A 14283-nucleotide genomic window follows, 5' to 3' on the forward strand; every position below is an offset into this window, starting at 1 on the left:
AATAAACGACAGCACGACATCGAATCGATGTTTTGCTGTTTTTTTAATTTTATCGGATTGGTTTAATGACAGGTTATGATTGTTTGGTATAATTAAGGTTACTAAATAAAAAGGTGGGCATGTGTTTTGACGCAACAGTATGGGTTAATCGGTCGACAAATTCAACATTCATTGTCACCAAAATTACAAAACGCAATGTTTGCACAAGAACATTTGGATGCCAATTATACTTTATTTGACATTGAATCAAATTATTTTGAAACCAATATCACACAGTTGTTATCTCAATTAAGTGGTGCCAACGTCACGATGCCTTATAAACAGCAAATTATGCCGTATTTGGATGATGTTTCTGATAGGGCAAGGGAAACGGCGTCTGTTAATACACTCTACTACGATCAACGTGGACGTTTAATTGGCGATACGACGGATGGCGCTGGCTTTTGGTGGGCTGTTGCTCAATTACCTTTAACGCAGACAATTAACCAAGTGCTTTTAATTGGTTGTGGTGGTGCAGCTCGTTCAATTATGGCGGCGAAACCAAATGAAATTAACTTGACTGTAGCAAGTCGCAACAGTGAAAATTTTAGCCGTAATCAGGTCGTTGTAGATCGTTTGTTACAAATACCATTACAGGCATTAAGTGCAATTTCATTGGCAGATTACGATTTAATTATTGATGCAACACCGGTCGGGATGTTTGATGAGACGTCAATTCTAACGACACAACAGATTGCGCAAATACCTAAAACGGGAATCGTGATTGATTTAAAATACAATAAAAAAATCACACCATTGATGGCCTTAGCACAACAACATGTACCAGCGTTTAATGGGCTTGGTATGCTAGTTGGTCAAGGTGGTTTGAGTCATGAATTATGGACGGGATATCGTCCTGAGTTATCTGAATTAATGAAAGTAATCGATGAGGGGTAAATTATGCAAATGCTAACAATGCCGGATTCAGCAGCGGCAAAAAAACTGTATGACAAACTAAAATTGGCAGCGCCAGATGCAACAATTTTGTTTGACCAAGACTGTCGTCTAGCCATTGATAATCAGCATATGCTTGATGAACTCGAAATAAAGTTAGATTCAGATGTAAAAGTCGATGAAAAGATGCCAGCAGCTATCCAAGCTTCACGTCAATGGCATCCTGAAGACACAATTATTAAGACCGCACATACCCGCTTGGGTGGCAATCAGTTTACTTTAATTGCTGGGCCGGATTCGATTGAAAGTGTCGACCATATTTTTGCAATGGCTGATGCTGTTAAACACACCGGGGCAACCATCTTACGCGGTGGTTCATTTAAGCCACGAACGAATCCGTACAGTTTTCAAGGGTATGGTGAGGCTGGATTAAAAGCACATCGGGCTGCAGCTGACGCATTTGAATTAGATATGATGACGGAAATCATGGATACGCGTGACTTTGCATTGATTGACGGTTACACGGATATCTTTCAAGTGGGCGCACGAAATATGCAAAATTTCAGTTTGCTAAAACAATTAGGGGCACAGCAAAAACCAGTCGGACTAAAACGTGGTATGTCCGCTACGATTGATGATTTGTTGAATGCGGCAGAATATATTTTGGCTGCAGGTAATCCGAATGTATTCTTGATTGAACGTGGGATTCGTACCTTTGATCATCAATATACGCGAAATACATTAGATATTGCTGCTGTACCGGTCTTGCAAAAATTAACGCATTTACCCGTGTTAATTGATCCGTCGCATGCAGCGGGCGCGCATGACTTAGTTGCACCGTTGGCTTTGGCAAGTGCCGCGATAGGTGCGCAAGGGTTGATGATTGAAATTCACGATCATCCCAAAGAGGCACTGGTTGATGGTGCACAAGCTATTACACCAGCAGAACTTGAAAAAATTATGCAACAAACACAAGCAATCCGATTAAGTTTGAAGGAGGGTTAAATAGATGGTAAAGGTCAATCTTAAAAATCATCCCTATTCTGTTGATATTGAAATGGGGGGCAGTAATACAATTGGTGAAAAAGTCAGCAAAATTTGGTCAAGTCGTCAAATCTTGATTATTTCAGACACCAATGTTGCGAAATTATATCTAAAACCGATTGTCATGAATTTGCGAAATGTTGGATTTACGGTTAGTACAGCTGTGGTTCCAGCGGGTGAGCAATCAAAGAGTATTGAAATGGTACAAACAATCATTAAACAAATGAGCCGTGATAAATTTACACGTTTTGACGGCGTGATTGCGTTTGGTGGTGGCGTCGTGACTGATTTAGCTGGTTTGGTTGCATCATTGTACATGCGCGGAATCGGTTTGATTCAAGTGCCAACCTCAATGACCGCTCAAGTTGATGCGAGTGTCGGCGGAAAAACGGCCGTGAATCTCGGGGATGTTAAAAATGCGATGGGTACTTTTTATCAACCTGACTATGTGTTAGTTGATCCTGCTTTATTACAATCATTATCAGATCGTGATTTAGTTGAAGGTTATGCTGAGACGGTGAAAATGAGTTTATTAGCTGGTGGCGACTTTGCCACATTGACGGGGCAAATTACGGATGTTGCACATTTAAAAGAGCAACTGGTGCCTTTAATTGAACAATCAATTACTTACAAGCGGGATATTGTTGAGCAAGACGAATACGATGAGGGGCAACGCCAAGTGTTGAACTTTGGACATACTTTTGGACATGCAATCGAATTAATGTCAAAAGGTGCTTTGCGTCATGGTGAAGCAGTTTCAATCGGGATGGTGGCAATCACAGACCGACTTGAACGTGATGGTTATACCCAAGCAGGCGTGAGCGATGAAATTTTAAATCGCTTGTTGCCAGTTGGTTTACCTGTATTTTCAGCTGAAATTGGTGAAGATGAATTCTTTGAACTTCTCTTGCATGATAAGAAGCGTTCAGATGATCGCATTAACTTTATTGGTCTAGCAAAAATAGGTGAACCAATTGTTGTTAAGAAAGATATTCGCAAGTTAGAGAGCTTTGTGAAAGGATAGTAGAAAATGCGTTATATGACAGCTGGGGAAAGTCACGGTCCCGAAGAAATGGCTATTATTGAAGGGATTCCTGCTGGCTTGCATTTAACAGCTGAGATGATTGATGCTCAGTTGGCACGCCGACAACATGGTTATGGGCGTGGTGAACGCCAAAAAATAGAACATGATGAAGTCCATTTGTTAAGTGGTGTTCGGCATCAAATGACGCTGGGGAGTCCAATTACGCTCAATGTACACAATCGTGATCATAATAACTGGGCTGATATCATGGACCCCAATCAAGCGGCAACAGCTGAAAATAGCACACGTAAGGTGCTACGTCCACGACCTGGGCATGCGGATTTAGTAGGTGGGATTAAATATGGTCATACCGCTGATCTACGAAATGTTTTGGAACGGTCTTCTGCGCGTGAGACGGTTATGCGTGTCGCTGTAGGTGCGGTAGCCAAGACACTTTTACATGAAGTTGGGGTAGATGTGCATGGTTTTGTCCGAAATATTGGCCCAGTGCATACAAACATGGACTTATTAGCGGGGATGACTGATTTAGAGGCCGTCCGACAGCAGACTGAACAATTTGAAACACGCACGCTAGATGCAAATACGGATGAAAAAATGCGGGCCTTAATTGATCAGACAAAAATTAATCGTGATACTGTCGGTGGTTCAGTTGAAGTGATTGCAACTGGTGTGCCCGTTGGTTTGGGCTCTTACACAACAGCAACAGCTAAACTTGACGGACAAATGGCCCAAGCGGTTATGAGTATTAATGCGTTTAAAGGTGTCGCATTTGGTGGTGGTTTTGAAAGTGTCGAAGCCTTTGGTAGTGAGATGATGGATGAAATCTATTGGGACGCTGATCGTGGTTTTTATCGTGGTTCGAATCACTTAGGTGGCTTTGAAGGCGGTATGACGACAGGTGAACCCATTGTTGTGAAAGCCATGGTTAAACCAATCCCAACCCTTTATCGGCCGATGCAAAGCGTCAATATCCAAACGCATGAGGCCAATCGAGCCTCAATTGAACGGTCAGATACGACTGCCGTACCAACAGCAGCTGTGATTGCAGAAGCAATGGTAGCCATTAAGTTAGCAGAAGCCATGTTAGATAAATTTGATGCCGATCAGCTGGCGCGTTTTAAGCAACAAGTGGCTGAATATCGAGATGAGGTGCGAAGTTTATAAACAATGCCAGATAAAATATTAAACACACGTCCAGGACGTCTAATTGGAAGAGTTCAAGTACCAGGTGATAAAAGTATTTCACATCGTGCAATTATGTTTGGGAGTATTGCACAAGGTGAGACTGTGATTGAAAATATTTTGCAGGCTGAAGATGTACAAACGACCCAAAGCGTGTATCAACAACTTGGTGTAAAAATCGAAGCGACGGATGAACATTTAAAGATTCAAGGGCGTGGATTTTCTGGCTTGCAAGAACCGGTGCGTGCATTGGATTTTGGTAATTCAGGGACAACGTTGCGGTTATCATTAGGTATATTAGCAGCTAGGCCTTTTGCGATGCATTTAATTGGTGATGCGAGTTTGAGTCAACGCCCAATGGCGCGCGTCTTAGAACCTTTGGGGCAGATGGGGTTACACATCTCAAACGATGCTAAAACATTACCGTTAAATTTAGAACCAAATGCCCAATTAAATGGACTTGATTATGTTTTGCCGGTTGCATCAGCCCAAGTCAAAAGTGCGTTAATTTTTGCGGGCCTACAAGCACAATCTGCCACAAATATTGTGGAACCGATTGCGACGCGTGATCATACGGAACGCATGTTAACGGCTTTTGGTGGTACAAGCTTACGACATGACAACACCTTAACAATTCAGCCTGAACAGACATTGCATGGTACGACGCTGCAAGTGCCAGGTGACTTTTCATCGGCTGCCTTTTGGTTGGTAGCTGGTTTGTTGGTGCCTGATAGTCACATTGTTTTGCCAAAGGTTGGATTAAATCCAACACGAACCGGACTCATGCAATTGCTTGAAAAAATGGGCGCGCATTTTGAGTTAACGGATGTTTTACATGATAGTGAGCCAATGGGTACAATTAGCGTTACTACGCAAACATTGCAAGCTATTCAAGTGACCGAAGTTGACATTCCAGCTGTGATTGACGAAATTCCCTTGTTAGTGCTTGCCGCGACACAAGCCCAAGGTGTCACTGAAATTCGTGGTGCTGAAGAATTACGTGTTAAAGAAACTGATCGAATTCAAGCAGTGACGCAAGAATTACGTAAGCTTGGGGCGGATATAACGGAGCATCCGGATGGCTTTACAATTTGTGGGCCAACACCTTTGCATGTTGTTAATAAAACACAAGTTGACAGTCATGGGGATCATCGTATTGGCATGATGTTAGCGATAGCTGCTTTAATGACGGAAGGTGCGGTTAACCTAAGCGGAAGCCAAGCAATTAATATTTCGTATCCAAGATTTTTTGAGGATTTAGCGACATTATGGAATGAATAGGTGAATAAGTGATGTTATCAGCAATTTTAATTGGATTTATGGGGGCTGGAAAGACGACTGTCGGTAAAACTTGGGCCGCAGCAGAAGGGCTCCCGTTTTATGATACCGATGATTTAATTCAGTCACATACCCAGCAAACGCCAGGAGAAATTTTTGCCGAGCAAGGTGAACAAACATTTCGGGCTATCGAACATCAAACGTTAAAAGAAATGTTGGCGGTATCGGAAGGTGTGTTAGCAACTGGTGGTGGTATTGTTGAAAATGAAGCTAATTTAACTTTGTTACAAACAACTGAAATTCCAGTTATTTATTTAAATGCAAAATTTGGAACAGTGGCAGAGCGACTAATGGATGACCAAACGCGACCACTATTACAGACACAGTCGTTTACGGATTTGGCGCAAACGTATCAACGGCGCAAACCGAAGTACGAGCAGAGTGCAGATCGTGAAATTGTCGTAGATACATTGAGTCCCGAAGCAGTGGTGGCCTTATTACATGCGTGAATTATTAAAGATTGGGGCAGTAAGGGCAGAGCAAACGCGTCCGTTAGTTGCAGTGCCGTTTCAAGTTAAAGATGAACGGGATTTTGATGAACAGCTTAATCAGTATAATCAGTCGCAAGCTGATGTGATTGAATGGCGTCTTGATTGTTGGACGGATTTAAACCAATTGATTGCAGCTTTGCCGATATTATTACAACGCTTTGAAAAACCGATCTTAGTGACCTACCGTACTGTGAGTGAGGGTGGTCAAGCGGAGTACAAAGAGGATGTTTATCGGCAATTGTATACTGTTGCCATTCAAAATGGGGTGGATGCAGTTGATATTGAACTGGAGCACTTAGCAGATGCTGATGCTGTGGTCGAACTTGCTAGACAATATGAAGTGACGACGATTGGGTCCAAACATGTGTTTAATGTAAGCAATTTTGCAGTTGCGCAATATCTGGAAGCAGCGGTATCAGAGATGGTGGATGTTGTAAAATTAGCAATCCTACCAAAGACACCAACAGACGTGAATGAACTGTTACAGGCGACGAAACAAGTTAGTTTACAGACTAAAAAACCATTGATTACGATTGCGATGGGATTACTTGGTCAGAAATCGCGCTTAGATGGATGGCGTTATGGCTCGCAATTAACTTTTGCTAGTTTGGTTGATAAGTCTGCGCCGGGGCAATTAGATCTAAAGACTGTCCTGCAACATCTTAATGCTATATAAATTAGAAAGAGACCGACTTTAAATGATGTCAGTCTCTTTTTTTACGTTTGTTAAAAAAACGTAACAATGAATTTATGTAAAGATTTAAATGCACATGATTACTTAAAATATCCAAAACAATGCAATGAAGAGCGCTTTTATACAAAATTAATCAGTAAAAAATCATATTTATTCAAATTTCCTAGCTCAAAGATTTATATCAAATGTCACTTTTTTGTCATAAATGGTTGACGATGATTTATGTTTTTGTTAAGCTAAGCAATAGATTTAACGGAATCTTATTTTTAGGTTTATGAGGAGACTAGGTTATGAATAAAAAGCACTTACTTGTAGCATCAGCTGCATTGGCTGCAATGGTGGCAACAGATGGCGCAACAACAGCGCACGCTGATGAAAATAAAGCAAATGCCCCAGTTGCATCACAAGCAACTGAAGGTACAAAGACAACAGATTCAGTTCAAACACTAACATCAGAGGATGCAGTTGACGCAACAGATAAGTCAGATGTTGAAGCTGATGAAGAAGCAGAAGCAGAAACTGACGCCAAGGATGACGCTGAAAAGGCAGAATCTGAAACTGACGCCAAGGATGATGCTGAAAAGACAGAATCTGAAGCTGACGCCAAGGATGATGCTGAAAAAACAGAATCTGAAGCTGATGCCAAGGATGATGCTGAAAAAACAGAATCTGAAGCTGATGCCAAGGATGATGCTGAAAAGACAGAATCAGAGACGGAAGCAACAGACGAAGCTGCCAAGCCAAAAGTTAATGCACCTGTAAAAGAAGCGCCAAAAGCTACTCAAAAGAAATCAACACCTGCTAAGCCAGCCCAAAAGAAGTCAACACCTGCTAAGCCAGTAGCATCTGCAAAAGCTGCTGATAAGCAAGATTTGTATGACGCAAAGTATATTGAAATTGGTGATCGTTATTACGAATTGACTGAGAGTATTTGGGATATGGTAATCGAAGACCCTTATTTCCTTGAGGATTTGTCAGATTCTGAATTGGATGACTTTTTGAATACGTATTACTACAATGTTATTGATATGTACAATGAGTTACTAGCGTTTATCGAAGCAAATGGTGCTGATGACGATCTACTTGAAGCACTTGCAGATATGGAAGAATACCTCTACGATTTTGAAGATATTTTCGATTATGTATTTGACGATTATGTTGAAGAAGACGAAAATTCAGCTGATCAAGGCCAAGGCGTTTCAATTAATCCAGAGGCCATTGGTGCCACAAATCATAATACAGCCGATACACGCATGGCTAAGTACCATGGTCAAGCCAATGCTTTGCCTGAAACAGCTTCAGACCAACAAAATGGTCTTGCAATTGCTGGTGCTGCATTGTTAGCTGGACTTGGTGCGCTAGGTTTTGCCAAGAAGCGTGCTTAATTAATCAATTTAAAAAGTGAGTATTTCCGATTGGAAATGCTCTTTTTTTTGTAAATTTTTTGTACAAAAAGGCTTTGAATGTTTTACATCAGATTTACATTGCTCTGTCATACTGTATTTGTTACTTAGTTACAGCGGAGAAGGAGAATAATTGATGACAGTTTCAGTGCAAAAAAAGATGTTTATCATTGCGAGCGTTGCATTTGTCTTATTGATGACGATTGCAGGTTTGTGGGATTTGCAGATTAGCAATGCCTTTATTAATTACAATAGTGTGTTTGGAACGGTTTTTCAGACCTTGGGTGAATTTCCGGTCTATATGGTATTGGTATTAAGTGGTGAAATTGCGATGGCTTACGGATTTCAAGTTCGTGACAACCCACTCTTTTCAAACAGTTTAATTTTTGGTGGCCTTGGTTTGGCAGCCTGGCAACTACAAAAGTATTTAGAAGAGATTGAAAGTTACAGCTTAGCTATTTCAGATAATTTAGCTCATAACAAAGCCATGGGCTTAGCAAATAGTGATAGTGGTGAAGCTAGTCTGTCGCTAGCGATGACATACGCAATTTTATTTTTTGCATTTATTTTGGTAACCTTGATTGTGCAACGCTGGCTAAGCAAAAAGTCAGCACAAGAAATGAAGCAATTAATGATTGTCGGTGTTTTTGCTTCAGTTACTGTATTCTTAGCATTTGAAGTTAATATTGCATTGAAGGACCTTTGGGGCCGTGTACGTCCATATGAATTAAATGGTTCTCAATCTGATTTTACAGCTTGGTATATTATTAATGGGCCAAATGGACATCGTTCATTCCCATCTGGGCATTCAATGGCTGCGACGTTGATGATTTTGTTTGCTTGGTTTACAACTGGAAAATGGCATCGTTACATTTGGAACTTTGGAATTGTTTTTGCTGTTTTGATGTATATTTCACGTGTCCGAATTGGTGCGCACTTTATGGGTGATGTCACTTTCTCTGGATTCTTAACAGCATTCATTATTTTCATTATGTGGGGACTTTACAAGTCAGTGATTGCACCAACCGATCAAGTTGGTGGTGGTCGACTTTATTAATTAATAAATAAATAAAAACCGTCATGATTAAATTCATGACGGTTTTTATTTTTAAGTCAGTAGGCTCAGGATGAGATAACTAGCGATTAAGATTATCGCCAAGCCCCATTGCCATTTAGGTAAGTTGTCGTGATAAGTAATTGTGCGGTCGGCACCTTCAGAAAAGCCGTGTGAAGCCATTCCTTGGGCTAAATCATCTGACCACTGCAAAGCACTTAAAATCGCTTTAAAGTACAACTGTGGTTGCCAGAGATGGTAGGTAATGCCGCGTAAATTAGCTGAATAACGAATTGTCTTAACTTGGCGCTGGATGCGTGGTAATAAATTAAAAGCAGCGAATAGTCCGTATGCAAAAGTGGGTGAGAGATGTAAATGATTGATGAAACTCAATAAAATATCTCGGACCTGTGTCGTTAATGTTAACGTCATACCTAAGAAGATATAAGCAAAGAGACGACTAACTTGTAGAAAGGCTTGATGCCAGACATCGCCAGTTCCAAACGCAATAAAAGACCAACCAGTCCCAAAGGCTAAAGGTAATGAGATTAACATGACAAAGCTAATGGTTTTAAGCGATGCGCGATTAACCATGAGATAGCAAAAAGCAATGAAACAAACGGCTAAATTACCAGCTAAAGATTGGGTAAATGCCATGGGCAAGCCAATTTCTAAGATAATGATGAGCATGACACTTGGATTTAAGGTCATTCTGGCACCTCCTGAGTAATTTCTTGATTGCTCAGATGCCATTCATAGTCAATGAAATCGTCTAAACCATTGCGTTGGTGTGAAATCATTAAAGCCGATAAGCCGTTATCAGTTAGCGTTTGTTTAATTAAAGTGAGCATGGCTTGCACGGAAACGTGATCGAGACCAGCTAAAGGTTCATCCAATAAGAAAATGGGTTGACCCATCATCAACATACTTAAGACTTGAACCTTTTTTTGTTGCCCTCCAGATAGTTGATAGAGGTTAGCGTTTTTAAAATCAGCTAAATTTAATTGGCTTAAAGCTGATTGAATCCGCGCTTCGGTCCAATAGTCTGGCAGTAGTGTATGTTTTTTTGATAAGGCTAACTCTTCAGCAACAGTTAAATCGACGAATTGATCGATGGCATCTTGAAAAATGAGACCGATCCGCTGGGCCCACTGTTTAATTTTAAATTTTTGACTATCTTGTGCATCCCACATAATGGTACCGGTATAGTCAGTTTGATGTGAAATAGCAGCAAATAAGGTGGATTTACCCATACCATTAGCGCCCGATAGGAGGCCTAACTGGGCTTTTGGTAACTGTAAATCACTTGGTTTTAAGAGCGTACGCTTTTCAACGGACAGACCAACCTGGATTAATTTAAGTGGGCTGAGTGTTTGATAAGCTTTAGTCTTAAAAGTATGTGGCCCCACTGCATCTGCAATTAGGACGCTTGCGTCCGTTTGAGATAATTGATGATTTTCTGGATTGATTTGATAAATGGCATCTACCAAATTTGTATAGCCAGATAAATCATGATCCGCCAAAATGATTGTCTTTTGGTGTTGCACCTGTAACTGCTTGAGTAATTGCAATAATTCTAGACGTGCAGCGGGATCCACATTGGCAAATGGTTCATCTAATAGAATATAGTCACTACCAAGGGCTAGCACTGTGGCCAAAGCCACTTTTTGCTTTTCACCACCGGAAAGCGTAATGATTTTTTGATTAGCCAAACCAGTAATATTGAGTGCTTCTAAACTAGTGGTTACCCGATCCGTAATTTCACTCGCTGGGAGTTGGATGTTTTCAAGGGCAAAGGTAATTTGTTCGGCCGGAGTGGGCATTGCAAATTGCCGGTTTGGGTTTTGAAACAGCATGGCAATCCGTTTAGCGCGTTCAAATGGCATCACAGTATCGACAATATAATCATCTAAACGAATCTCTCCGGTAAGGATTTGTCCACCAAAATGGGGGAGTAAGCCAGCCATGGCTTTGAGCAAAGTTGATTTTCCAGAGCCAGATGGACCAATTAGTAAATTAAAACTACCAGGGGTAGGCGTCCAATTGATATGGGCTAACTCTGGTTGTTCCGGATTATTATAACTAAAACTAAAGTCTGAGACGGTCAATGTAGTCATAAGCGTTTACTTGATTAAACCTGTACGATCTAGCAATTGCTTAATCCAATAAACAAGGATCCCAGCAAAGAACCCGATTGATACCAAACGGATTAAGAAGAGACCAATAATCATCATTGGTTGATAATGCAGGTAACCATTACTAAACAAATCCCAAGCGAATGTCACGATGGTTGAAGTCACAACAGAAAGGGCGATACCTAGCTTGTCCCAGTTCTTGTAACCTGTGGCTGTGAAACCAAGTTCGCTACCAAGACCTTGGATACTACCTGATAACAAAGTTGAAGCCCCCCAACTTGAGAAGAGTAGCATTTCAACAGTTGCAGCAAGTAACTCACCTAAAAATGAGGCCCCGACCTTTTTCAAAAGGACTCCGGCCATTGGTCCGGCCATAATCCAAACACCAAGGGTTAAGTCATTGGCGAAAGGCTTAAGTGGTGTTGCAGCTAGGGCATAGTACATATAACCCCAAACTTGGTAAATGATTCCGAAAAAGATAGCAATAATTGCTAGAAAAATGACGTCGCGTAAGCTCCAATGAGCTTTGTTTTGTTGCACTGTTTGCATGACAGGCAACCTCCTTAATTGTATTCGAATCAAACAAGTGGAGACAAAAAAACCGTAGTCAAAACTGCAGGGCAGTTTTAACTACGGTGTTTGTTTACAAATTGATTGAAAAAGGCCATAGGCCGCTTTGCTAAGTAAACAAAACCAAGCTTCCTCCGCCAGTATTATCTGGATCAGGTTTGTGGGTATTTTCTCAGCCGTAAAGGCACCCCAGCATGGTTGATTCGTTACTTAATAGTATACGTGATTAGTTAAGCGTTTGCAATGCGCTACGGAATTGGTTGACATCATCATAGCCCTTTAATTTCATTTGTTCAGCTAACTCAGCTTTCAAACGGTTAAAGACTTCAGGGCCTTCTTGATGCAAAGTTGTTCCGACTGATACAAGGTCAGCGCCACAAAGGACAAGGTCATAGACATCACGACCATTTTGAACACCGCCAGTACCAATCACCTTGATGCCGGCATTCAAACGTTGACGCAAGCCACGCACATTGGCAAGGGCAGTTGGTTTAGCAATCGCACCCCCTAAGCCACCAAAACCACCCTTAGGGGCAATCATGGCTGTGTCAGTTTCTGGATCAACCATAAGTCCGTTCCCGATTGAATTGATGGTATTAACAAAGGCAAGTGGGAAATCATTCAAAACCGCGGCAATCATGTCAAAATGCGCGATGTCAAAGTAAGGTGGCAATTTAACACCAAGGGGCTTTTTAAAGAAAGCAAATGTTTCTTCTAAAATTTGACGCGTTGTGTCAAAATCGTAACCCGTTTGAGGCTTACCCGGTACATTTGGACATGAAAGGTTTAATTCAACTAAACCGTTAAAATCTGAATCTTGAATTTCATGCAACATTTGTAAGTTATCAGCCTTTGTTAAGCCAGCAATTGACAAGAAGAGTGGCTTTTCATCTTGATGGGCAATGGCATAATCTAAATAGTAATCAAGGCTCAAGTTAGGGAGGCCCATTGAATTGATTGAACCAAGTGGCATATCCGCATAACGTACACCGGGGTTACCAGCACGTTCGGCCGGAGTGGCACTCTTAGTTACAAGTGAACCAGCACCTGGGGCTGTTAAAATTTGGTCTAATTCTTCAGTCGTTTGACAATAAACACCGGCAGCGTTTAGTAAAATGTCCTCAAAAGTAAATCCAGCAATGCTCGCGGTCATTGTAGTCATAATAATCTCCTTCATATCTCGTATGGCTTGAATGTTAATTTTACTTATTTTACCAATGTTTAGTTAAAAAAGCTACTGTTTTAACTTAGGCGCGGTGGCGCGTGTAAAATAGTTAAATCGAAAAGTCAGTTCGTCAGAATTGACTGTTTTTTTCATGGGGCAGCATGGCGTTGGTTTTTGAAATCTGATAAAATGTAGTATGGATATAGTTTACGAATGAATCGTCAGCTAAGAAGCATTGGAGGGAATGACTGTGTCATCGGAATTGAAAATTTTTGGTTTATCAACAAATCATGAATTAGCTAAAAAAGTTGCTGAAGGTTTACGATTACCATTAGGGCAAATTGAACAAACAACTTTTGCTGATGGGGAAATATATGAGCGCATACTTGAGAGTATTCGTGGGGATGATGTCTTTTTGGTTGCGCCAATTGCATCTGAAGCCAATGATAGTTTTATGGAAATTATGATTGCTGTTGATGCTTTGCGCCGCAGTTCAGCAGGTACAATTAATTTGGTTATTCCGTATTTTGGTTATGGTCGTCAAGACCGTAAGGCGAAGTCACGTGAACCGATTACTGCTAAAATGGTTGCATCATTATTAGAAATGAATGGGATTGACCGGGTTGCATCAATTGATTTTCACGCCGATCAACTACAGGGATTCTTCAACAAACCAGTTGATCATTTGTTAGCGGCACCTTTGTTATCAAGTTATTTTTATACACGTAACTTTACAGATAACTTAGTGGTTGTGTCACCAGATCATACTGGAGCTGGACGTGCTCGTAAGTTTGCTGATTTGTTAGATGCCCCTTGGGGTGTCATTAACGATATGGTTGCACGTACAAATCCAGCTTCTCCTGATGCAATTGTTGGGGATGTTGCTGGGCGTCGGGCCATTATTATTGATGATATTATTGATTCCGGAGAACGGATGCAATTAACGGCGAATGCTTTGAAGGCCAATGGCGCAACTGAAGTCTTTACAGTTGCAACCCATGCCGTCTTTTCTAACGAAGCTGGCCGTCGCTTAGCCGAAGATGAAAATATTGATCACATCGTGGTGACTGATACAATTCCGATTAGTGAAGCTAATACAACCGCAAAGCTAACGGTGCTATCAGTAGCACCATTATTAAGTGAAGCGATTAAACGTATTTACAATGATGAACCTTTGGATACATTGTTGAAATCGTTAAATAACCCAGAAGTGAAATTATAATCAGACA

The 14283-nt window shown here is 41.0% G+C and carries 14 protein-coding genes and 1 riboswitch; of the genes, 10 read left to right on the top strand and 4 right to left on the bottom strand.

The genetic code is table 11. The annotated features are described in order from the left end of the window. The first annotated feature begins 126 nt into the window (after positions 1 to 126). From IV67_RS03695 to IV67_RS03735, 9 genes are all read left to right on the top strand, one after another. Positions 127 to 936 carry a shikimate dehydrogenase family protein gene (locus IV67_RS03695; RefSeq protein WP_057787239.1) on the top strand — a complete coding sequence of 270 codons (810 nt, stop codon included), beginning with the start codon at positions 127 to 129 and terminating at the stop codon, positions 934 to 936. Positions 937 to 939: 3 nt separating this feature from the next. After that, positions 940 to 1938 carry a 3-deoxy-7-phosphoheptulonate synthase gene (gene aroF / locus IV67_RS03700; RefSeq protein ID WP_236698249.1) on the top strand — a complete coding sequence of 333 codons (999 nt, stop codon included), beginning with the start codon at positions 940 to 942 and terminating at the stop codon, positions 1936 to 1938. A gap of 4 nt (positions 1939 to 1942) precedes the next feature. Beyond that, entirely contained in the window at positions 1943 to 3001 is a 1059-nt protein-coding gene (aroB, locus tag IV67_RS03705) for a 3-dehydroquinate synthase (RefSeq protein WP_057787241.1), read from the top strand. 6 nt (positions 3002 to 3007) lie between these two features. Beyond that, a complete protein-coding gene (aroC, locus tag IV67_RS03710; protein ID WP_057787243.1) occupies positions 3008 to 4186 on the top strand; it encodes a chorismate synthase in 1179 nt (392 codons plus the stop codon). A 3-nt stretch (positions 4187 to 4189) separates the two neighbouring features. Further along, positions 4190 to 5485 carry a 3-phosphoshikimate 1-carboxyvinyltransferase gene (gene aroA, locus IV67_RS03715; protein WP_057787245.1) on the top strand — a complete coding sequence of 432 codons (1296 nt, stop codon included), beginning with the start codon at positions 4190 to 4192 and terminating at the stop codon, positions 5483 to 5485. Between the two features lie 11 nt (positions 5486 to 5496). Further along, a complete protein-coding gene (locus IV67_RS03720; RefSeq protein WP_057787247.1) occupies positions 5497 to 5991 on the top strand; it encodes a shikimate kinase in 495 nt (164 codons plus the stop codon). Beyond that, positions 5984 to 6709, top strand: a complete 726-nt coding sequence (aroD, locus tag IV67_RS03725; RefSeq protein ID WP_057787249.1) for a type I 3-dehydroquinate dehydratase — start codon at positions 5984 to 5986, stop codon at positions 6707 to 6709. Before IV67_RS03720 ends, aroD begins: the two co-directional genes overlap by 8 nt. A 308-nt stretch (positions 6710 to 7017) precedes the next feature. Then, positions 7018 to 8112, top strand: coding sequence for an LPXTG cell wall anchor domain-containing protein (locus IV67_RS03730; protein ID WP_057787251.1), 1095 nt, complete (start codon positions 7018 to 7020; stop codon positions 8110 to 8112). A gap of 154 nt (positions 8113 to 8266) precedes the next feature. Continuing rightward, positions 8267 to 9187 (top strand): phosphatase PAP2 family protein, encoded by a 921-nt coding sequence (locus IV67_RS03735; protein ID WP_057787253.1) that lies wholly within the window; start codon positions 8267 to 8269, stop codon positions 9185 to 9187. Positions 9188 to 9238: 51 nt separating this feature from the next. On the opposite strand, the gene IV67_RS03740 is transcribed toward IV67_RS03735, so the two are convergent. From IV67_RS03740 to IV67_RS03755, 4 genes are all read right to left on the bottom strand, one after another. Further along, on the bottom strand, positions 9239 to 9895 hold the full coding sequence (locus tag IV67_RS03740; protein WP_057787255.1) for an energy-coupling factor transporter transmembrane component T family protein: 657 nt from the start codon (positions 9893 to 9895) through the stop codon (positions 9239 to 9241). Next, positions 9892 to 11301: an ABC transporter ATP-binding protein gene (locus IV67_RS03745; protein ID WP_057787257.1), complete on the bottom strand. Its 1410-nt coding sequence runs from the start codon at positions 11299 to 11301 to the stop codon at positions 9892 to 9894. The genes IV67_RS03740 and IV67_RS03745 overlap by 4 nt, the downstream gene beginning before the upstream one ends. Positions 11302 to 11307: 6 nt before the next feature. Beyond that, the gene (locus IV67_RS03750; protein ID WP_057787259.1) at positions 11308 to 11868 is read right to left on the bottom strand and encodes an ECF transporter S component; all 561 of its coding nucleotides are present in this window, start codon (positions 11866 to 11868) and stop codon (positions 11308 to 11310) included. A 133-nt stretch (positions 11869 to 12001) separates the two neighbouring features. Continuing rightward, positions 12002 to 12091: riboswitch (TPP riboswitch) on the bottom strand. Between the two features lie 24 nt (positions 12092 to 12115). Continuing rightward, the gene (locus tag IV67_RS03755) at positions 12116 to 13051 is read right to left on the bottom strand and encodes a dihydroorotate oxidase (RefSeq protein WP_057787261.1); all 936 of its coding nucleotides are present in this window, start codon (positions 13049 to 13051) and stop codon (positions 12116 to 12118) included. Between the two features lie 247 nt (positions 13052 to 13298). Between IV67_RS03755 and IV67_RS03760 the strand changes: the two genes are divergently transcribed. Next, on the top strand, positions 13299 to 14276 hold the full coding sequence (locus IV67_RS03760) for a ribose-phosphate diphosphokinase (protein ID WP_057787263.1): 978 nt from the start codon (positions 13299 to 13301) through the stop codon (positions 14274 to 14276). The last annotated feature ends 7 nt before the right edge of the window (positions 14277 to 14283 follow it).

The organism is Weissella minor (assembly GCF_001437425.1).
In the GTDB taxonomy this organism is placed as follows: domain Bacteria; phylum Bacillota; class Bacilli; order Lactobacillales; family Lactobacillaceae; genus Weissella; species Weissella minor.